The sequence below is a fragment of the Mesorhizobium sp. WSM3873 genome (genome assembly GCF_001672445.1).
Classification (GTDB): Bacteria; Pseudomonadota; Alphaproteobacteria; order Rhizobiales; family Rhizobiaceae; genus Mesorhizobium.
In genome coordinates this window covers 48,270-68,455 of sequence record NZ_LYTM01000019.1, presented here as the reverse complement: position 1 = coordinate 68,455, position 20,186 = coordinate 48,270, and the positions used below count along the sequence as shown (strand labels likewise).

The 20,186-nt window shown below is 64.7% G+C and carries 18 protein-coding genes; 10 read left to right on the top strand and 8 right to left on the bottom strand.

Translation table 11 applies throughout. The annotated features are described in order from the left end of the window. Window positions 1-58: 58 nt before the first annotated feature. Genes A9K71_RS15020 through A9K71_RS15000 form a run of 5 tightly spaced genes read left to right on the top strand, consistent with a single transcriptional unit; the run spans window position 59 to window position 5,199 of the window. Window positions 59-1,552 carry a sugar ABC transporter ATP-binding protein gene (locus A9K71_RS15020; protein WP_066996849.1) on the top strand — a complete coding sequence of 498 codons (1,494 nt, stop codon included), beginning with the start codon at window positions 59-61 and terminating at the stop codon, window positions 1,550-1,552. After that, window positions 1,549-2,526 carry an ABC transporter permease gene (locus A9K71_RS15015; RefSeq protein WP_066996846.1) on the top strand — a complete coding sequence of 326 codons (978 nt, stop codon included), beginning with the start codon at window positions 1,549-1,551 and terminating at the stop codon, window positions 2,524-2,526. Before A9K71_RS15020 ends, A9K71_RS15015 begins: the two co-directional genes overlap by 4 nt. Next, a complete protein-coding gene (locus A9K71_RS15010) occupies window positions 2,523-3,524 on the top strand; it encodes an ABC transporter permease (RefSeq protein WP_066996843.1) in 1,002 nt (333 codons plus the stop codon). Before A9K71_RS15015 ends, A9K71_RS15010 begins: the two co-directional genes overlap by 4 nt. Next, window positions 3,524-3,838, top strand: a complete 315-nt coding sequence (gene rhaM / locus A9K71_RS15005; protein WP_066996840.1) for an L-rhamnose mutarotase — start codon at window positions 3,524-3,526, stop codon at window positions 3,836-3,838. Before A9K71_RS15010 ends, rhaM begins: the two co-directional genes overlap by 1 nt. Beyond that, window positions 3,835-5,199 (top strand): FGGY-family carbohydrate kinase, encoded by a 1,365-nt coding sequence (locus A9K71_RS15000; protein ID WP_066996837.1) that lies wholly within the window; start codon window positions 3,835-3,837, stop codon window positions 5,197-5,199. Before rhaM ends, A9K71_RS15000 begins: the two co-directional genes overlap by 4 nt. Window positions 5,200-5,284: 85 nt before the next feature. Here the strand turns inward: A9K71_RS15000 and A9K71_RS14995 are convergent, their stop codons facing one another. Both A9K71_RS14995 and galE read right to left on the bottom strand, forming a co-directional pair. Beyond that, window positions 5,285-6,541, bottom strand: coding sequence for a D-amino acid dehydrogenase (locus A9K71_RS14995; protein ID WP_066996834.1), 1,257 nt, complete (start codon window positions 6,539-6,541; stop codon window positions 5,285-5,287). A 182-nt stretch (window positions 6,542-6,723) separates the two neighbouring features. Next, window positions 6,724-7,719: a UDP-glucose 4-epimerase GalE gene (galE, locus tag A9K71_RS14990; protein WP_066996831.1), complete on the bottom strand. Its 996-nt coding sequence runs from the start codon at window positions 7,717-7,719 to the stop codon at window positions 6,724-6,726. 281 nt (window positions 7,720-8,000) lie between these two features. On the opposite strand from galE, the gene hemA reads away from it, so the two are divergent. Continuing rightward, entirely contained in the window at window positions 8,001-9,278 is a 1,278-nt protein-coding gene (gene hemA, locus A9K71_RS14985; protein WP_066996827.1) for a 5-aminolevulinate synthase, read from the top strand. An 11-nt stretch (window positions 9,279-9,289) separates the two neighbouring features. On the opposite strand, the gene A9K71_RS14980 is transcribed toward hemA, so the two are convergent. Both A9K71_RS14980 and mscL read right to left on the bottom strand, forming a co-directional pair. Further along, on the bottom strand, window positions 9,290-10,456 hold the full coding sequence (locus A9K71_RS14980; protein WP_066996825.1) for a pyridoxal phosphate-dependent aminotransferase: 1,167 nt from the start codon (window positions 10,454-10,456) through the stop codon (window positions 9,290-9,292). A gap of 104 nt (window positions 10,457-10,560) precedes the next feature. Next, on the bottom strand, window positions 10,561-10,983 hold the full coding sequence (gene mscL, locus A9K71_RS14975) for a large conductance mechanosensitive channel protein MscL (protein WP_066996877.1): 423 nt from the start codon (window positions 10,981-10,983) through the stop codon (window positions 10,561-10,563). Between the two features lie 250 nt (window positions 10,984-11,233). On the opposite strand from mscL, the gene A9K71_RS14970 reads away from it, so the two are divergent. Next, window positions 11,234-14,719: a PAS domain-containing hybrid sensor histidine kinase/response regulator gene (locus A9K71_RS14970; RefSeq protein WP_066996822.1), complete on the top strand. Its 3,486-nt coding sequence runs from the start codon at window positions 11,234-11,236 to the stop codon at window positions 14,717-14,719. On the opposite strand, the gene A9K71_RS14965 is transcribed toward A9K71_RS14970, so the two are convergent. Both A9K71_RS14965 and A9K71_RS14960 read right to left on the bottom strand, forming a co-directional pair. Next, entirely contained in the window at window positions 14,720-15,379 is a 660-nt protein-coding gene (locus A9K71_RS14965; RefSeq protein WP_066996819.1) for a response regulator transcription factor, read from the bottom strand. Window positions 15,380-15,500: 121 nt separating this feature from the next. Beyond that, a complete protein-coding gene (locus tag A9K71_RS14960) occupies window positions 15,501-15,938 on the bottom strand; it encodes a hypothetical protein (protein ID WP_066996874.1) in 438 nt (145 codons plus the stop codon). Between the two features lie 110 nt (window positions 15,939-16,048). Here A9K71_RS14960 and A9K71_RS14955 point away from each other — a divergent pair, with 110 nt between their 5' ends. Together A9K71_RS14955 and A9K71_RS14950 are read left to right on the top strand one after the other, a co-directional pair. Next, window positions 16,049-16,396 carry a DUF952 domain-containing protein gene (locus tag A9K71_RS14955; RefSeq protein ID WP_066996816.1) on the top strand — a complete coding sequence of 116 codons (348 nt, stop codon included), beginning with the start codon at window positions 16,049-16,051 and terminating at the stop codon, window positions 16,394-16,396. After that, window positions 16,393-17,472: a quinone-dependent dihydroorotate dehydrogenase gene (locus A9K71_RS14950; RefSeq protein WP_066996812.1), complete on the top strand. Its 1,080-nt coding sequence runs from the start codon at window positions 16,393-16,395 to the stop codon at window positions 17,470-17,472. Before A9K71_RS14955 ends, A9K71_RS14950 begins: the two co-directional genes overlap by 4 nt. Here A9K71_RS14950 and A9K71_RS14945 read toward each other — a convergent pair. Next, a complete protein-coding gene (locus A9K71_RS14945) occupies window positions 17,465-18,805 on the bottom strand; it encodes an MATE family efflux transporter (protein ID WP_066996809.1) in 1,341 nt (446 codons plus the stop codon). The two genes, A9K71_RS14950 and A9K71_RS14945, sit on opposite strands and share 8 nt — an antisense overlap. Before the next feature lie 123 nt (window positions 18,806-18,928). On the opposite strand from A9K71_RS14945, the gene A9K71_RS14940 reads away from it, so the two are divergent. Then, window positions 18,929-19,867 carry a histone deacetylase gene (locus tag A9K71_RS14940; protein ID WP_066996806.1) on the top strand — a complete coding sequence of 313 codons (939 nt, stop codon included), beginning with the start codon at window positions 18,929-18,931 and terminating at the stop codon, window positions 19,865-19,867. On the opposite strand, the gene A9K71_RS14935 is transcribed toward A9K71_RS14940, so the two are convergent. Continuing rightward, entirely contained in the window at window positions 19,842-20,105 is a 264-nt protein-coding gene (locus A9K71_RS14935; protein WP_066996803.1) for a DUF6460 domain-containing protein, read from the bottom strand. The two genes, A9K71_RS14940 and A9K71_RS14935, sit on opposite strands and share 26 nt — an antisense overlap. Between the last annotated feature and the right edge of the window lie 81 nt (window positions 20,106-20,186).

The following is a 20,186-nucleotide window of genomic DNA, read 5'->3' as shown; positions in this document are numbered from 1 at the left end:
AGACAACCCCCACCCCGCTCACGTTGTTCGCGACCCTCCCCGCGAGGGCGAGGGCAAAGTGGCCCCGCGCCTGACGCTCTCAGGCATCTCCAAGAGTTTTCCGGGCGTTCGGGCGCTGCACAATGTCAGCCTGTCGCTCTATCCCGGACAGGTGACGGCGCTGATCGGCGAGAACGGCGCCGGCAAGTCGACGCTGGTCAAGATCATGACCGGCATCTACCAGCCCGACGCCGGCGAAATCAGCATCGACGGCCAGGCCACGACGCTGCCCAGCGCGCATGCCGCCTTCGGCCACGGCATCACCGCCATCCATCAGGAGACGGTGCTGTTCGACGACCTTTCGGTCGCCGAAAACATCTTCCTCGGCCATGCGCCGCGCACCCGCTTCGGCACCATCGACTGGCGCACCATGCGCAAAAATGCGCGCGAGGTGCTGGAGACGATGCGCGCCGGCCACATCGACGCCGACACCCGCCTGAAGGACCTCGGCATCGCCAACAAGCATCTGGTGGCGGTGGCGCGCGCCATGTCCATCGACGCGCGCATCGTCATCATGGACGAGCCGACCGCCGCACTTTCGATGAAGGAGATCGAGGAACTTTTCCTCTTGATCGAATTCCTGAAGAGCGAAGGCAAGGCGGTGCTCTTCATCAGCCACAAGTTCGACGAGATCTACCGCATCGCCGACCGCTACACCGTCTTCCGCGACGGCGAGATGGTGGGCGAAGGCCTGCTCAAGGACACCGGCCAGAACGAGATCGTGCGTATGATGGTCGGCCGCAACGTCGACCACATCTTTCCGCAGCGCGAGCCGAAGATCGGCGCGCCGGTGCTGTCGGTCTCCGGCCTGTCGCACCCGACCGAGTTCGACGATATCGGCTTCGAATTACGCAAGGGCGAAATCCTCGGCTTCTATGGCCTCGTCGGTGCCGGCCGCAGCGAGGTGATGCAGGCGATCGCCGGCATTACGCGCACCAGCCGCGGCACGATTTCGCTGGACGGCAACTCAATCGCGCCGAAATCGGCGGCGGATTCGATCAAGGCCGGCATCGTCTATGTGCCGGAAGAGCGCGGCAAGCAGGGTGTCGTCATCGGCCTGCCGATCTTTCAGAACGTGTCGCTGCCTTCGCTTGCGCGCACCTCGAAATCCGGCGTGCTCAAGCTGGCGGAAGAATTCTCACTTGCCCGCTCCTACACCGAGCGGCTGGACCTGCGCGCCTCGTCGCTCAGCCAGGATGTCGGCACGCTTTCCGGCGGCAACCAGCAGAAGGTGGTCATCGCCAAATGGCTGGCGACGACGCCGAAGGTGATCATCCTCGACGAGCCGACCAAGGGTATCGACATCGGCTCCAAAGCCGCCGTGCACGGCTTCATGGCCGAGCTGGTGGCGCAGGGGCTATCGGTGATCATGGTCTCCTCGGAATTGCCGGAAATCCTCGGCATGTCCGACCGGGTCGTCGTCATGCGTGAAGGCCGTATCGCGGCCACCTACGACAACAAAGGCCTCGACGCCGAGACGCTGGTCAGGACCGCAGCGGGGATCGCGGCATGAAGAATTTTCTCAAATACCGCGAGATCTGGCTGCTCGCCGGCATCGTCCTGCTGATCGGGCTGATCTCGACCCGCTTCCCCGGTTTTGCCGATCCGGCCAATCTGCGCCAGGTGTTCAATGACACCTCGATCCTGATGATCCTGGCGCTCGGCCAGATGGTGGTGATCCTGACGCGCTCGATCGATCTGTCGATGGCGTCCAACCTCTGCTTTACCGGCATGGTCGTGGCCATGCTCAACGCCGCCCATCCGGCGATCCCGATCCCGGTGCTGATCGTCATCGCACTGCTTGTCGGCCTCCTGCTCGGCGCCATCAACGGCATCCTGGTGTGGCGGCTGAATATCCCGTCCATCGTGGTCACGCTCGGCACGCTCACCATCTATCGCGGCGCCACCTTCGTCGTCTCCGGCGGCGCCTGGGTCAATGCCGACCAGATGAGCCCCGACTTCATCAACTTCCAGCGCGCCGCCTTCCTCGGCCTGCCGGTTCTGTCGTGGATCGCGCTTCTCGTCATTGCGCTGTTCTTTCTGGCGATGACGCGCACGCAGATCGGCCGCTCCATCTACGCCATCGGCGTCAACCCGACCGCCTCGGTCTATGCCGGCATCGATGTCGGCCGCACCAAGTTCATCGTCTTCTGCATTTCCGGCATGATCGGCGGGCTCGCCGGGTACTTATGGATCTCGCGTTACGTGATCGCCTCGGTCGAGGTCGCCAACGGCTATGAGCTCAACATCATCGCGGCCTGCGTCATCGGCGGCATTTCGATCGCCGGCGGCATCGGCTCGGTCGGCGGCGCGGTGCTCGGCGCGCTCTTCCTCGGCATCATCTCCAACGCGCTACCGGTCATCAACATCTCGCCCTTCTGGCAGATGGCGATCTCGGGCAGCGCCATCATCCTGGCCGTGGTCCTCAACGCGCGCGGCGAGCGCCGGCAGGGCCGCATCATTCTCAGAAAGGCGGAAGCGGCATGACTGACACCCCTGCCCCGCGCCATATCCCCGACCGGCTCGACAAGCCGCTTTCTTCGGCGATCTTTTCCTGGGAGGCACTGCTCGTCGTCATCGCGATCCTCATCTTCGCGGTGAACAGCTTCGCCTCGCCCTATTTCCTCGACCCGTGGTCGCTCTCGGATCTGACCTTCAACTTCACCGAAAAGGGCCTGATTGCGCTCGCCATGGCGCTGCTGATCATCTCGGGCGAGATCGACCTGTCGGTTGCCGCGATCGTCGCGCTCGCTTCGACGATGATGGGCATGGCGGTGCAGGCGGGCGCCGGCACGCCGGTGCTGGTCGCGATCGGCATCGCCGTCGGGCTCGGCTGCGGCGCCTTCAACGGATTGCTCGTCACCAGGCTCGGCCTGCCTTCCATCGTCGTCACCATCGGCACGATGAGCCTGTTCCGCGGCATCGCCTTCATCATCCTCGGCGACCGGGCCTATAAGGGATACCCGGAGAGTTTCGCCTTCTTCGGCCAGGGTTATGTCTGGTGGGTTTTCTCGTTCGAGCTGGCGTTGTTCCTTTTCGCGGCGCTGGTCTACTGGTTCGTGCTGCATCGCACGAGCTTCGGCCGGCGCGTCTTTGCCATTGGCAACAATCCGGTCGCCTGCCAGTTCTCCGGTGTGCGCGTCGACCGCATCAAGTTCATCCTGTTTTGCCTCACCGGGCTGATGTCGGGCATCGCCTCGGTGCTGATCACGTCGCGGCTCGGCTCGACAAGGCCGTCGATCGCGCAGGGCTATGAGCTGGAGGCCATCACCATGGTGGTGCTGGGAGGCGTGTCGATCCTCGGCGGCGCCGGCAGCATCCTCGGCGTGGTGCTTGCCGCCTTCATCATGGGGCTGGTGACCTTCGGCCTCGGCCTGCTCAACGTGCCCGGCATCGTCATGTCGATCTTCATCGGCCTGCTGCTGATCATCGTCATTGCGCTGCCGATCGTCTGGCGGCGGCTGCGCGAAGGACGTTTCGCCTGATGGAGAAATACGCCTTCAAGATGAAGCTCAATCCCGGCATGAAGGGCGAGTACAAGCGCCGCCATGACGAGATCTGGCCCGAACTGACGGAGCTGCTGAGAGAGGCCGGCGTCTCCGACTATTCGATCCATCTCGACGAGGAGACCAGCATCCTCTTCGGCGTGCTGTGGCGACGTGACGATCACGGCATGGCCGACCTGCCGAAACATCCTGTTATGCAGCGCTGGTGGGCGCATATGGCCGACCTCATGGAAACCAAACCCGACAATGAGCCGGTGGCGGCGCCGCTGGAAACCATGTTCCATATGGCATGATCCGCCACGTCGCCGTCATCGATATCGGCAAGACCAACGCCAAGGTGGCGCTGGTCGAGCTCACGATGCCGAGCGAGATCGCGCTGCGCCGCACCGCGAACGCGCCCGTTTGGCAGGCGCCCTACCCGCATCACGATGTCCAGGCGCTGTGGACGTTCATCCTGAACAGCCTCGCCGATCTCAACCGCGAACGGCGGATCGATGCGATCTCGATCACCACGCATGGCGCGACCGGGGCGCTGGTCGACGCCGCCGGCGAACTGGTGCTGCCGGTGCTCGACTATGAATTTAACGGCCCCCACCAGCTTGCGGCCGACTACGACGCCGTGCGCCCTCCCTTCGCCGAAACAGGCACGCCGCGGTTGCCGATCGGCCTCAATCTCGGCGCGCAATTCTTCTGGCAGCAAAAGCGCTTTCCAGTGGAATTCGCCAAGTCCGCTGCGATGCTGATGTATCCGCAATATTGGGCGCTGCGGCTGACCGGCGTGGCCGCCAACGAAGTGACATCGCTGGGCTGCCACACCGATCTGTGGAACCCCTGGACGTCCGACTATTCCTCGCTGGTCGACAGCATGGGCTGGCGTCCGCTGATGGCACCCGTGCGCCAGGCGAAGGACAGGCTCGGATCGATCCTGCCGGCTATTGCCCGACTGACAGGGCTCGACCCCGCGACTCCCGTCTTCTGCGGCCTGCACGACTCGAACGCTTCGCTGCTGCCGCATCTGTTGTCCGATCGGCCGCCTTTCTCCGTCGTCTCGACCGGCACATGGGTGGTGTCGATGGCGGTCGGCGGCAATAAGGTCGAGCTCGATGCGGCGCGCGACACGCTGGTCAATGTCAATGCGCTCGGCGATCCCGTGCCGTCGGCGCGCTTCATGGGTGGACGCGAGTTTTCGCTGCTGACCGAAGGCCAGCGGCAGGACTGGACCGAGGCCGATGTTGCCGCCGTGCTGGCACGAAAAGCATCGCTTCTGCCGTCAACCCAACAAGGCTCCGGGCCATTCCCTCACCGCGCCGCGCAATGGGTCAACGCCGAGGGCTTGCCCCCCGGCCAGCGCTTCACCGCAATCTCGTTCTATCTGGCGCTGATGACCGCGACCTGCCTGGAGTTGATTGGCGGCGACGGGCGGACGACGGTCGAAGGGCCCTTTGCGCGGAACCCACTTTTCATCCGCATGCTGGCAGCAGCAACGGGACGGGCTGTCATTGCGTCGGAGACGTCGACAGGGACGAGCATCGGCGCGGCACTGCTGGCGTCAGACCGCGCTACCGTCATGAGCAAAGGCGAGCGGACCGAGCCACCCGCAGATCCGGCTTGGCACGATTACGCGCGAGCGTGGCAGCGGGTCGTCGGGACGTGATCCGCGCCGTGGTATTTTGCCACAACTGACAGGTCGCGCCGACCAGCGCCGACATACGCAAGTGGCAACTTGCGCACCGAACGTCTCAGCCCGCTGTCGCGTAAAGCAACCCTTGCGGATCGATCTCGGGCTTGCGGCCGGCGACGAGGTCGGACAGGAATTTTCCCGAGCCGCAAGCCATGGTCCAGCCGAGATGGCCGTGGCCGGTGTCGAGATAGAGGTTGCGGTATTTCGCCTGACCGAAGATGGGCACGGAACTCGGCATCATCGGCCTCAGGCCTGCCCAAAGCAGCGCCTTCTTCTCGTCGAAGGCGCCCGGGAACAGGTCCTTGCCGGTTTCCAGGATGGTTCTGAAATCACGCGGCTTGAAGCTGCGATCGAAGCCTATGAATTCCGCCGTCGAGGACATCCGCAGCCGGTTGCCCAGCCTCGAATAGCCGATCAGCCGGTCCTCGTCGGCGCCGCCCATGGTCGGGCCCTTGCTCTCGTCATCGAGCGGGACGGTCACGGTGTAGCCCTTCACCGGGTAGACGGGCAGGTCGATGCCGTAGCGGCGGCCGAACAGGCCGCTTTCGGGTCCCATCGAGATGACGACGGCGTCGCCCGCAACCGGTCCGGCCGAGGTCATCACGGCTCGCACCCGGTCGCCCTCGATGTCGAGACCCTCGATTGTCGTGCCGAACAGGAACCTGACGCCAAGCTTCTCGGCCGCATAGGCGGCGAGCTTGTCGACGAATTGCTTGGAATCGCCGGTCTGGTCGATCGGCGAATAGATGCCGCCGGCGATCTTGTCCTTCACGCCGGCAAGGCCCGGCTCCAGCTCGGCTAGGCGGTCGCGGCCGACGATCTCGATCGGCAGGCCGTGCTCGCCGAGATAGCGGTAATTGTCGGTGCCGGTGTCGAAGCTTTTCTGCGAGCGGAAGAAGTAGAGGATGCCTTTCTTGCGTTCGTCGTAGTGGATGCCGGTCGCCTCCGAGAGCGCATTGATGCAGTCGCGCGAATAGAGCGCGAGCCTCAGCTTGACGTCGGTGTTGGCGCGCAGGCGCGCTACGGTGCATTCGCGCAGGAAGCGCAGGCTCCAGGCATAGAAATACGGATCGAGGCGCAGCCGGACCTTGATGCCGAGGTCATGGTTCCAGAGCGCGCGCAAAAAGGTCTTCAGCGCCGCCGGCGAGGCCCAGGCGGTGGCGTCGCCCGGCGAGACCAGGCCGGCGTTCGACTGGCTGGTGCCGCGCGCCGCTGCCTCATGGCGCTCGATCACCGTCACTTCATGACCGTCTTTAGCCAGATAGTAGGCGGCCGCCGTGCCAACCACGCCGGCGCCGAGCACCAAGACCTTCATGCCGTCCCTCAAGGCTCATTCCAATAGTGCGCCTTCGGCGCACCGCCGCATGAGCCTCAATACCGCGTCTAAAAGCGCCGGACGAGCCCTTGGCCCAACAGGTCAGTGTCATTTACGCAATTCCGGGACGAAGGCTACGGCGAAGTCGCCGAACCCAACCGCCACACACTTTCCTGAACTGCTTAGTTTCGAACGGAGTTCTTGGTCGTCAGGATGCGTTCCCAGGTCAGCGCGTCCTTGACGATCTGGTCGAGATCGTCGCGCTGCGGCGTCCAGCCGAACTCCTTGCGGGCAAGATCGGAATTGGCGACCACGGCGGCGGCGTCGCCCGGCCGTCGCTCACCCATGCGAACGTCGAAATCATGCCCGAAGGCGCGGCGCACGCTGTCGATCACTTCCAGCACCGAATAGCCGTGGCTGTAGCCGCAATTGGCGACGAGGCTCTCCCCGCCATCGCGCAGCCGCTGCAGTGCCAACCGGTGCGCCGCCGCCAGATCGCTCACATGGATGTAGTCGCGGATGCAGGTGCCGTCCGGTGTCGGATAGTCCTTGCCGAAGACCTGCATGAATGGCCGCTTGCCGAGGGCCGTCTCGCAGGCGACCTTGATCAGATGCGTGGCGCCGGGCGTCGACTGTCCGGTGCGGCCCTTGGGATCGGCGCCGGCGACATTGAAATAGCGCAGCGCCGTATAACGGATGTCGTGCGCAATCGCGGCATCGCGCAGCATCCACTCGCTCATCAGCTTGGAGAGGCCGTAAGGGGATTCCGGCGCCAGCCGCGCGTCCTCACGCACCGGCTCCAGCCCGGCGCCGCCATAGACTGCCGCGGTGGACGAGAAGATGAAATGTGGCACGCCCTCGCGCACGGCGGTTTCGATCAGCGCGCGTGTCTTGCAGGTGTTGTTCTCGTAATAGCCGAGCGGATCGGCGACCGATTCCGGCACCACGATCGAGCCGGCGAAATGGATGATGGCGTCGACCTTGTTTTCCCGGATGATCCGGCCGACCAGATCGCCATCGGCGACGTCGCCGACGACGAGCTTCGCCTCCGGCGCCACCGCCCATTCGAAGCCGGTGGAAAGCCTGTCGAGCACGACGACGCTTTCGCCAGCGTCCAAAAGCTCCCAGACCATGTGGCTGCCGATATAGCCGGCACCGCCCGTCACCAAAACCGTCATCGCTTACCTCGCTGATCAAGATTTATCGGAAACTGTCTCAACAGCCGCCATGCTGGAAACCCCGCCGTAAGCCCATTAGCCTCCCATTTTAGTGTTAAGTCTGTAACAGTTCCGCCTGCCCGAGGCATCGTACCGAAACAAAGCTGGTTCACATCCCCGGGAATAGGCCATGATCCGGCATCGTTAGGAACAGGCGCGGGGCGTGGCATTTTGACCGGTGCGGCGCGGTGGACGTAACATAGGCCCGTGACTATGATCCGGCGCAAAATTGGGAAGCCGACATGAACTACCAGCGGTTCTTCGAAGACGCGATCGACCAGCTCCATGCCGAGCGGCGCTACCGCGTTTTCGCCGACCTCGAGCGCATCGTGGGCAAGTTTCCACGCGCCATCTGGCGCTCCAACGGTCGCGCCCAGGAAATCACCGTCTGGTGCTCCAACGACTATCTCGGCATGGGCCAGAATCCGGACGTCATCGCCGCCTTCCAGAACGCGGCGGGCCGGATGGGCTCGGGCGCCGGCGGCACCCGCAACATTTCCGGCACGTCCAACCCGCTGGTCGAGTTGGAGCATGAGCTCGCCGACCTGCACGACAAGGAGGCGGCGCTGGTCTTCACCTCCGGTTTCGTTTCCAACGAAGCCTCGATCTCGACCATCGCCAGGCTCTTGCCCAACTGCCTGATCATCTCGGACGAGTTGAACCATGCCTCGATGATCGAAGGCGTGCGGCGTTCCGGGGCCGAGAAGAAGATCTTCCGCCACAACGACGTTGCGCATCTGGAAAGCCTGCTGCAGGCGGCAGGACGCGAGCGCGCCAAGCTGATCGTCTTCGAAAGCGTCTATTCGATGGACGGCGACATCGCGCCGATCAAGCAGATCGTCGAGCTCGCCGAGCGCTACAACGCCATGACCTATATCGACGAGGTGCATGCCGTCGGCATGTATGGTGCGCGCGGCGGCGGCATCACCGAGCGCGAGGGTCTTGCCGACCGCATCGACATCATCGAGGGGACACTGGCCAAGGCCTTCGGCACGCTGGGCGGCTACATCACCGGCACAAGCGCTGTGATCGACGCGGTGCGCTCCTATGCGCCGGGCTTCATTTTCACCACCGCGCTGCCGCCCGCGATCGCGGCGGCCGCCACCACCTCGATCAGGCATTTGAAGCGCTCGCAGGCCGAGCGCGACGCCCAGCAGCGCCAGGCAGCGCGGGCCAAGCAGGTGCTTGCCGCGGCCGGGCTGCCGGTGATGGAATCGGCCACCCATATCGTGCCGGTGCTGGTCGGCGATCCCGAGCTTTGCAAGATGGCGAGCGACCGCCTGCTTGGCGTCCACGGCATCTACATCCAGCCGATCAATTATCCGACGGTGCCGCGCGGCACCGAACGGCTGCGCATCACGCCCACCCCGTTCCATTCGGACGCGCTGATCGCCGAACTGCAGGACGCGCTGGTCGAGACCTGGGACGCGCTCGGCATCCCCTATGCCGCCTCCGGCCGCCCGGCCGTCGCCAAGAGCGACCGGATTATTCCACTCCTGGTGCCGAAATCAGGCGGCTGAAGCCGCCCGTCTCAGACCGTCTTCATCCATTTCGCCAGGCGATTTGCCGCTTCCTCGAGCTGATCGAGGCGGCGGTGGAAGCATAGTCTGAGGAAAGCCTCTCCGCCGGGGCCGAAGGCCGTGCCGGGCGCCAGGCCGACATTGGCGTTGTCGACGATGTCGAAGGCGGCGGCGCGGGAATCGGTGATGCCGTCGACGGTGAAGAACAGGTAGAACGCACCTTGCGGCACGGTGAAGCGCGCCTTGCCGGTGGCACCCAGGATGTCGCAGACCAGATCGCGCGCCGCACGTGCCCGCTCCACCTGCTCGACGATAAAGCCGTCACCCTTGTCGAGGGCCGCAACCGCGCCGCGCTGCATGAACTGGGCGACGCCCGAGGTCGAATACTGGATCAGGTTCTCGAACACCTGCTGCAGCGCCGGATGCGTCTTGATCCAGCCGACTCGCCAGCCGGTCATCGCCCAGTTCTTGGAGAAGCTGTTGACGAACAGGATGCGGTCTTCCGCCGTTGCGATATCGAGGAAAGACGGCGCGCGGCCGTGGCCATAGTGGAACAGCGCATAGATCTCGTCGGCGATGATCCAAAGCTTCTTCGTGCGGGCCAGATCGAGGATCGCTTGAAGCGTTTCCTTGTCGGCTGTCCAGCCGGTCGGGTTCGAGGGGGTATTGATGAACAGCGCCTTGGTACGCGGCGTGATGGCGGCTGCGATCTTGTCGACATCGCAGGACCAGCCATTCCCGGACTGGTCGAGCGTGACCGGCACGGGAACAGCGCCGGCAACACCGGCGGCGGCGGCGAAATTCGGCCAAGCCGGCGAGAGATAGATGACCTCGTCGCCGCTGCCGGCGATCGCGTCGATGGCCAGTTGAATGGCATGCATGCCCGAGCCGGTGACGATGAATTCTTCCTCGGCGAAGCGCTGGCCGAAATGCCTGGCATAGTAGCGGGCGAGCGCCTGCCTGAGCTCGGGAATGCCCTTCTGCCAGGTGTAGAAGGTCTCGCCATTGGCGAGGCCGCCTGCGGCGGCATCGCTGATGAAGGAAGGCGTCGGCAGGTCGCCCTCTCCGGCCCAGAGCGGAATAAGGCCTTCGTGCAAGCGGCCGTGATTGACGACGGCGACAATGCCGCTTTCGGGGGCAGCACGGGCTTCGGCGCGCAAGGTCTCAATCAGGGTCATGGACAAATCCGTGCTCGTTTTGCTGCGCTCTTACCAGATCACTGAACAGAAAACCCCAGCCGCAAGCGGCCGGGGTTTTGGTCCAGCGAAGAGCGTTGGATGCGTTATTTCCTGGCGAGCAGGTCGCGGATTTCGGTCAGAAGCTGGACATCCGCCGGTGGCGGCGCCGCGGCAGGCGCGGGCTTCTCTCGCTCCAGCCGCCTGCGCAGATTGTTCACCGCCTTGACCATCAGGAAAATGATGAAGGCGAGGATCAGAAAATTCAGCACGACGGTGATGAAGCTGCCATAGGCGAAAACGGCTCCCTCTTTCTTGGCTTCGGCCAGCGTGGCCGAGTGCACATTGGAGGACAGCCCAAAGAAGTAATTGTTGAAGTCAAGCCCGCCGAAAATCGCGCCGATGATCGGCATGATGATGTCGCCGACCAGCGAATCGACGATCTTGCCGAAGGCGGCGCCGATGATGACGGCGACGGCCAAGTCCATCACATTGCCCTTGGAGATGAATTCCTGGAATTCTTTCAGCATCCGACCCTCCTTGCCATAACGGGCCGCGCTGCCGCCCCGGCTCTCCGGCGCCGGCCCCGAAGCCACAATAACAAAAACCCCCAGTTGCAAAACCGGAAAAAGGGCGGAGCCGCCGGTTTGTGCCTAACCGGTTCGCGCTTCTGGGCGTCACCAAGCACCTATGCGCCGAAAGCCGCGGTGGACTTGGCTTCAAAGCTGTGGTTGCGTTTGATAACCGGACGAGCAGCCGGTCAGGAAGGAAGTTCGAACCGTGCAAGGCTGGTTCGTCGTCATCATCGCGATCGCCTATGTGACGCTGCTTTTTGCCATCGCCAGCGTCGGCGACCGGCGCTCCGTGGCAGCCGGGCTCGGCCGCGCACGGCCCTCCATCTATGCGCTCAGCCTCGCCATCTACTGCACCTCCTGGACCTTCTTCGGCTCGGTCGGGCTCTCCTCCGAGCGGGGTCTCGAATTCCTCGGCATCTACACCGGCCCGGTGCTGGTCTTCGTGTTCGGCTTCCCGCTGCTCAACCGCATCGTCCGGCTGGCAAAGAGCGAAAAGATCACCTCGATTGCGGACTTTCTCGGCGCCCGCTACGGCAAGAGTTTTGCCGTCGCGGCGATCGCCACGCTGATCGCCACGGTCGGCGCCGTGCCCTATATCGCGCTGCAGCTCAAGGCGATCTCCGGCTCGGTCAGCCTGATGATCGAGCACTATACGGGATCGCCGCCTTCCTTTGATCCTTTTGTAAGCGACATCTCGCTGGTGGTGGCGATGCTGCTGGCGCTGTTTGCGGTCCTGTTCGGCACCCGCCACGCCGACGCCACCGAGCACCAGGACGGGCTGGTGCTGGCGGTCGCGGTCGAGACGGTGGTCAAGCTCGCCGCCTTCCTCGCCATCGGCCTTATGGTCACGTTTCTCATCTTCGGCGGCCCCGGCGACATGCTGGCGACGCTCGGGGCGAATGCCGAGGTGCGCCAGGCGATGGGCTACAACACGTCCTTGGTCACCTGGCTTGTGCTGACGACCTTGAGCGGCTTCGCCATCCTGATGCTGCCGCGCCAATTCTACGTCACCATCGTCGAGAATCGCAGCGAGGCCGAGCTGCGCACCGCGACCTGGGTGTTTCCGCTCTATCTCGTGGCGATCAACCTGTTCGTCCTGCCGATCGCCTTTGCCGGGCTGTCGCTGGTCGGCGCAAGGACCAGCAGCGACCTCTACGTCCTGTCGCTGCCGCTATTCAGCGGCCACGACGTGCTGGCGATGATCGCCTTCATCGGCGGCCTGTCGGCGGCCACCGCCATGGTCATCGTCGAGAGCGTGGCGCTGTCGATCATGATTTCCAACGACCTCGTCATCCCGCTGTTCGTGCGTCGATTGCTCAAGACCACTTCTTCGGAGAACGAAGACTGGTCGACGCTGATCCTGAACGTTCGGCGAGCGTCGATTTTCATCATGTTGTTCATCGCCTTCCTCTATTACCGGGAGAGCACCAACAGCGCGCGGCTGTCCTCGATCGGGCTGATGTCCTTCGCAGCGATCGCGCAATTCGCGCCCGCCCTGATCGGCGGGCTGATCTGGCGCCGCGCCAATGGCCGGGGCGCCGCGCTCGGCATGGTCGCCGGCATCGCGGTCTGGGGCTACACGCTGCTGCTCCCTTCGCTTGTCGGTCCCGGCTCCGACTTTGTCGTCCATGGACTGTTCGGCTTCGAGGCGCTGAGACCCCAGGCGCTGTTCGGCACCGTCGGCGAGCCGCTGAACCACGGCGTGCTGTGGAGCCTGTCAGTCAACACGCTGTTCTTCGTGATGGGTTCGCTGTCCCGCGCATCGGTGCCGCTGGAGCGCATCCAGGCGGCGATCTTCGTGCCGCGCGAGGCGGGGCCGATGCCAAGCCTGCGCCGCTTCCGCACCGCGGTCACGGTCAACGACCTCAAGGATACGATTTCCCGCTATCTCGGCGTCGAGCGCACCGAGCGCTCCTTCCAGTCCTTCGAGAAGAACGCGAACGTCTCCCTGCACGGCAAGGAACAGGCCAGCATGGACGTCATCCGTTTCTCGGAGCAGTTGCTGGCGAGCGCCGTGGGCTCGTCGTCGGCGCGGCTTATCCTGTCGCTGCTGTTCCGCCGCAACGACCGCGACTCCAAGGACGCCTTCCGGCTGCTCGACGACGCCACCGAGGCGCTGCAGCACAACCGCGACCTGCTGCAGATCGCGCTCGACCAGATGGAGCAGGGCATCACCGTCTTCGACCGGGATTTGCGGCTGATCTGCTGGAACCGGCAATACAGGGCGCTGTTCGATCTGCCTGACGAGATGGGCCAAGTGGGCGTGTCGCTCGACCAGATCCTGCGGCATCTGGCCGAGCGCGGCGATATCGCCGCCGACCAGCGGGTTACGATGCTCAACCGGCTGACCAGCTTCGTCGGTCCTTGGCAGATGGAGCTCAGGACCAGCGGCCGCATCCTGGAGCTGCGTTCCAACCCGATGCCCGACGGCGGCATCGTCGCCACCTATGCCGACATTTCCGGCCGCGTCGAGCAGGACCTGGCGCTGAAGCGGGCCAATGAATCGCTGGAGCAGCGGGTCAGGAGCCGCACCGCCGAGCTCACCCGCGTCAACGAGGAGCTGGCGCAGGCGCAGATGCTTGCCGAGGAAGCCAATCTCAGCAAGACGCGCTTCCTCGCCTCCGCGGGCCACGACATCCTGCAGCCGCTCAACGCCGCCAGGCTCTATTGCTCCTCGCTGATCGAGAAGGCCGGCAAGGGGCCGGCCGGCAGGGCCGCGACCAACATCGAATCCTCACTGGAATCGGTCGAGACCATCCTCGGCGCGGTGCTCGACATATCGCGGCTCGACGCCGGCGCGTTGAAGCCCGAGGACACCGCCTTCAGCCTCGGCGGGCTGCTTGGCCAGATCGGCAACGATTTTCGCCCGCTCGCCGCCGAAAAGAAGCTCGGCCTGAAAATCATGCCGTCGTCGCTCGGCGTGATGACCGACCGCAATTTGCTTCGCCGGCTGATCCAGAACCTCGTTTCCAATGCGATCAAATACACGCGCGAAGGCCGCATATTGGTCGGCGTGAGAAGGCGCGGCGAGCTGGCCGAGATCCAGGTGATCGACACCGGCATCGGCATTGCCGCCGACAAGCTCAACACCGTCTTCCACGAATTCACCCGGTTGGACGAGGGCGCGCGCGAAGCCGAAGGCCTTGGCCTTGGCCTTTCCATCGTCGACCGCATCGCCAGGGTTCTCAGGCTCGAAATCCGCATCTTCTCCAACCCCGGCAAGGGCACGCGTTTTTCCGTCATCCTGCCGGTCGCCGCGATCGCGGCGCCGCCGCGCGAGACGGGAAAGGCCCCCGCCCGCGCGCCATCCTCACTTGCCGGACTCAATGTGCTGTGCATCGACAATGACGCGCGCATCCTCGACGGCATGCGCCTGCTGCTCGAAGGCTGGGGCTGCAGCGTCGAGACCGCTTCGGGATCGCAGGACCTGATGCGCCCGGGTGCGGCAAGGCCGGATGTGGTGCTCGCCGACTATCATCTCGACGGCGGTACCGGGCTCGACGCCATCGCCAGGCTGCGCGCCGCCTACGGCAAGGATCTGCCCTGCGTGCTGGTCACCGCAGACCGCTCCAGCGAGGTGCGCACTGCTGCTGGTCTGCTTGATGTGCCGGTGATCAACAAGCCGCTGAAGCCTGCCGTGCTGCGCTCGATGATGGCAAGGGTCAGGGCACTGGCGCCCGCGGCGGAATGATCAGCTCACCGGCTGCAGCGGATCGCCGCCGATCTTGGAAAGCTGGATGACCGCCTGGGTGCGGCTGTCGACGCCGAGCTTCTGCAATATAGCCGAGACATGCGCCTTGATGGTGGCTTCGGAGACGCCGAGCTCATAGGCGATCTGCTTGTTGAGCAGGCCTTCGGCCAACATGCCGAGCACCCTCGTCTGCTGCGGCGTCAGCGCCTGCAGGCGCTTGATCAGATCGGAAATCTCCGGGTCGCGCTCGACGCCGAGCTCGATGCCGGCGGGTGCTGCGATATCGCCGGCAAGCACAGTCAGGACGGCGCTGCGTATCTCCTCCATGCTTGCCGATTTGGAGATGAAGCCGGACGCGCCGAGATCGAGCGCGCGGCGGATGGTGGCTGGATCGTCATGAGCCGACACCACCACCAGCGGCACCGAGGCATGGATGCCGCGCAGCGAGATCAGTCCGGACAGGCCGCTGGCGCCGGGCATCGACAGGTCGAGCAGCACCATGTCGATGTCTTCATTGGCGACGACCAGCGCCTTGGCGCTTTCGAAATCGCCGGCCTCATGGATGGCGGCAACGTCGCCTATGCCGGCCAGCGCTTCCTTTAGCGCGCCGCGAAACAGCGGATGGTCGTCGGCAATGACGAAAGTGTGGCCCGACGGCAAATACTCCTCCCCGTCCCATTTGCTGATTTATGTGCTTTCTTACGGGATCGGAACGATTATGCGGCGGCGCGGCGCGTTTTCAAGCAGCAAAGGCCGCGCGCGCGGGCTTTTTCCCGGGAGCTCAGGTCTTTTGCGGGCTGGGCTTCGTGCCACCGTCGCCTTCTTGCCTGTCGATGTCCTTGACGATATCCATGAAGCTGCGGAAGAAGCGCTCCATGTAGCTCATCGTCTTGTTGAAATCCTCCTCGCTCGGCAGTTGGGACTCCAGCCGGGCCGAGAGCGAGTTCTCAAGCTTCGCGACGCGCTCGTCGAGTGCCTTCACCGTGCTCTGCAGCCGGTCGATCTCGTCCTGGAAGGCGGAGCGCTCGTCGGCGGCCAACTTGCAGACGAGCTGGCCGGAGCGCTCCTCGCAGATCGACATGGCGCCGGTCTGGGTGTCCATGCGGACATAGCCGTTGGCGGACTTTTCGAGCCGATAGCGGTCGGTCTCCTCGGAATAGGCCGATGCGGCGACCAGCGAGCAAAGCGCCGCCGGGATTAGAATGTGCTGCAGACGCATGTTATCCTCCATGAGCCGTTGTGCGAACAATATCACAGGTTTGCGCCTGAAATGGGGAAGAGTTCGCAAGCACCCTTTCCCCCATGGATCGTTCGGACTATAGCGCGCCAATGTCTCAGTTTATCTACAAGATCGCGCCTGAAGCCATGTGGCGCGAAGCGGAACGGAACGGCCGCTTCACCGGGGCGCCGATCGACATCGCCGACGGCTTCATCCATTTCTCCACCGCTGCCCAGGTGCGCGAGACGGCGGCCAAGCATTTCGCCGGCCAGGCGGACCTGCTTCTCATCGCTGTCGACGCGGCAAAGCTGGGCAACGCGCTGAAATACGAGGTGTCGCGCGGCGGCGCCCTGTTCCCGCATCTCCACGCCGCACTCGCCCTCGACGCCGTGCTCTGGGTGAAGCCATTGCCGCTCGGCGCCGACGGCCACGAATTCCCGCTGCTGGAGGGCGAATGAGCGTGCTCGACCGGATCGGCCAAAAGTTGCTTTTCTCGTTCGACCCGGAAACGGCGCATGGCCTGTCGATCGCGGCTTTGCGCTGCGGCCTGCCGGCCGCCTCGCCTCCCCCGCGCGACGCGCGGCTCGAGGTCAGCGTCTGCGGGCTCGATTTTCCGAACCCGCTCGGCATGGCGGCCGGCTACGACAAGAACGCCGAAGTGCCGGACGCGCTGCTTGGGCTTGGCTTCGGCTTCGCCGAGGTCGGCACCATCACGCCGCTGCCGCAATCGGGCAATCCCCGGCCGCGCATCTTCCGGCTGACCGCGGACGAAGCGGTGATTAACCGGCTCGGCTTCAACAATGAAGGGCATGCGGCCGCCGAAAGACGGCTTGGCGCGCGCAAAGGGCGGCCGGGTATTGTCGGCGTCAACATCGGCGCCAACAAGGACAGCGCCGACCGCATTGCCGACTATGAGCGCGGCGTCGCCCGCTTCGCGGCTCATGCCAGTTATCTGACGGTCAACATCTCCTCGCCCAACACGCCGGGCCTGCGCAACATGCAGGCGCGCGAGCAACTGGGCGAACTCGTGTCGCGCGTGATTGCTGAACGCGCCAAGGCTTCGGCGCAGCCGCCCATCTTCCTCAAGATCGCGCCGGACCTCGTCGAAGCGGAACTGGAAGACATCGCCGCCGAAGTCATCGAGAAAAGGATCGACGGGGTCATCGTCTCCAACACGACGCTTGCCCGGGTCGGGTTGCGCAGCGCAAGTCTGGCCGGCGAAGCCGGCGGGCTGTCAGGCAAGCCGCTTTTCGAGCGCTCGACGGCGGTACTCGCCCGGATGCGCAAGCTGCTCGGCCCACAAGTGACGATCGTCGGGGTCGGCGGCGTCGACTCGGCGGAAACCGCGCTGGAGAAGATCCGCGCCGGCGCCGATCTCGTCCAGCTCTATACCGGCATGATCTATGCCGGCCCGGCGCTGCCTGGCCGCATCGTTGCCGGCATGGCGCGGTTTGTGGAGCGCGAGCGGCTTGGCTCGATCCAGGATTTGCGCGACTCGGCTTGCGAGCGCTGGGCTTCAAAGCCGATCAGCTGAACGCCGTGCGCATCCTGAGCCTCAGCACCGCAAGCAGGCTGAAACCCCGCACCAGCAAAAAGACGTGCAGTGCGGCCCATAGGCCGTTGTTGCCGAAGGCGGGCGCCAGCGTGATCAGCGCCGCGGCGAAGGCCAGGAAGGACAGGAGCATCATGTTGCGCATGTCGCGCGACCAGGTGGCGCCGATGAAGACGCCGTCCATCTGGAAGGCAAGCACGCCGCTCAGCGCGGTGAAGGCGGCCCAGGGCAGATAAATGTCGGCGACCGCGCGGACCTCCGGAGCGGTCGTCACCATCGCCACCAGCTGTGCGCCCGCCGTCAGCAGGGTAAGACTGGCGACCGCCGCCAGGCCAAAGCCCCAGATCAGCGTCAGCCGTACGGCTTGCCGGAAAGGGGCGGCCGCATGCGCGCCGATGGCGCGGCCGGCCAATTGCTCGGCCGCGGTGGCGAAGCCGTCCAGGAAATAGCCGGCGACGAGGAAGAAGTTCATCAGCACGGCATTGGCGGCGAGCGTCACCGTGCCGAACTGGGCGCCCTGCCTAGTGAACAGCGCGAAGGCGGCAAGCAGCGAGAAGGAGCGGATCATGATATCGCGGTTGAGCGACAGCATGCGTCGGTAGGCCGGCAGGTCGAGGATGCGCCGGCGCGACGGCCGCTCCAGCTTGCGGAACCGCCTCAGCACGATGGCAAGGCCGAGCAGCATGGCCAGGAACTCGCCGGTGACGGTCGCCCAGGCAACGCCCGCCACGCCCCAGCCGAGCTCGAGGCCGAGCAGGAAGCAGAGCAGGATGTTGATGCCGTTGAGCACGGCCTGCAGCATCAGCCCTATCCCGCCCTCGCCACGCCCCAGCACGTAGCCCAAGATGGCGTAGTTGATGAGCGAGAAGGGCGCGGCAATGAGCCTGATGCGGATATAGACCGACATCGCCGCGCTGACACGCGGCTCGGCGCCCATGAACCACTGGCCGCCTACCGCAAACAGCGGCGCAAGTGCTGCAAGCACCACGCCGGCGACGACCGCGATCAGCACGGCCCGCCAGAGCACCGCCTGCTCCTCCAGCGGATCGCCGCGTCCGAAAGCCTGGGCGACGAGGCCGGTGGTGCCGGAGCGCAGGAAGTTGAAGGTGGTGAAGACGACGTCGAAGACCAGCGCGCCTGCCGCCAGTCCGCCGAGAAGAGCCGCATCGCCGAACTGCCCGATCACCGCGGTGTCGACGATGCCGAGCAGCGGCGTCGTCAGATAGGCAAGCGTCATCGGCACCGCGATCGCCAGCACCGACCGGTTGGTGACGATGAAGGTCCCGGCGTTGATGTGGGTCGCACCCTTGTCCAAGGATTGCTGCCTTGCTCATTGCGGCTTGCTAGAATGGCCGATGTGCCCCAGTTTGCCGCTGCCGCGCAATCGCCATCGGGTGACGGCTAACCGAATTCCAGCTCTGGCGCAGGCCGCCCCATCATGCCTTTGCAGATCGTCCACCATCCCGACTATGACGCCGGCTTTGCCGTCAATCACCGCTTTCCGATGAGCAAATATCCGTTGCTAATGGAGGCTTTGCACAGCCGCGGGCTGGCAGCAGCGGGAGCGCTTTCGATGCCGGAACGGGCGCCGGCGGCGTGGCTCAAGCTCGCGCACGAGGCCGGCTATGTCGACCAGGTGCTCACTTGCGAGGTGCCTGAAAAGATCGAGCGCGAGATCGGCTTCCCGGTCAGCCAGCGCGTGTCATTGAGAGCGCAGCTAGCAACGGCAGGCACGGTGCTGGCGGCGCGGCTGGCGCTGAAACACGGCATAGCCTGCAACGCCGCCGGCGGTAGCCACCATGCCAGGCGTGCCCAAGGCGCGGGCTTCTGCACCTTCAACGACGTGGCCGTGGCTTCCCTGGTCCTGCTTGCGGAGGGCGCCGTCGAAAACATCCTGGTCGTCGATCTCGACGTGCATCAGGGCGACGGCACGGCGGACATTTTGAAGGATGAGCCGCGCGCCTTCACCTTTTCCATGCATGGCGAACGCAATTATCCGGCGCGCAAGATCGCCTCCGATGTCGATATCGCGCTGCCGGACGGCACCGGCGACGCTGCCTATCTCGACCGGCTCGGCGCCATTCTTCCAGAGCTTTGCGCAAGGCGGCGCTGGGACATCGTGTTCTACAATGCCGGCGTGGATGTCCATGCCGAGGACCGGCTTGGCCGGCTGACATTGACCGACAACGGCCTGCGCAGCCGAGAGGAGCTGGTCATCAGCTATTTCCGCAAGGCCGGCATCCCGCTATGCGGCGTCATCGGCGGCGGCTATTCGAGCGACGTGCCGGCGCTTGCCGCGCGCCACGCCATTCTGTTCGAGGTCGCGGCCGCGTATGCTGACGCTCGCCAGGCTACTTCCTGTAGCTCGCAATCCTGAGCAGGATAAAGGCGGGCACGACGATCGCGGCGCCGAGCAGGATATAGCCCAGGAAGCGGTCGAGAGTATGGAAGCCGAGGTTCCACAGGTCGATGAAGAACTGGCGGATGCCGTAGAGCACGTCCATCGGCGACCAGCCGAAAGCGTGCATGACGAGGCCGACGAGAAAGGAAACCACCAGCAGCTTTACAAGCACCCTGAGTGGCGTATCGCCGAGAAAGCGTGTCAGTGCGGACAAGGCCGTTCTCCGGTTCGAGCTGCCCGATTCGGGGCGCGACCTCAGAAATACGCACTCGGATACCCGGCATCAAGCCGAAGC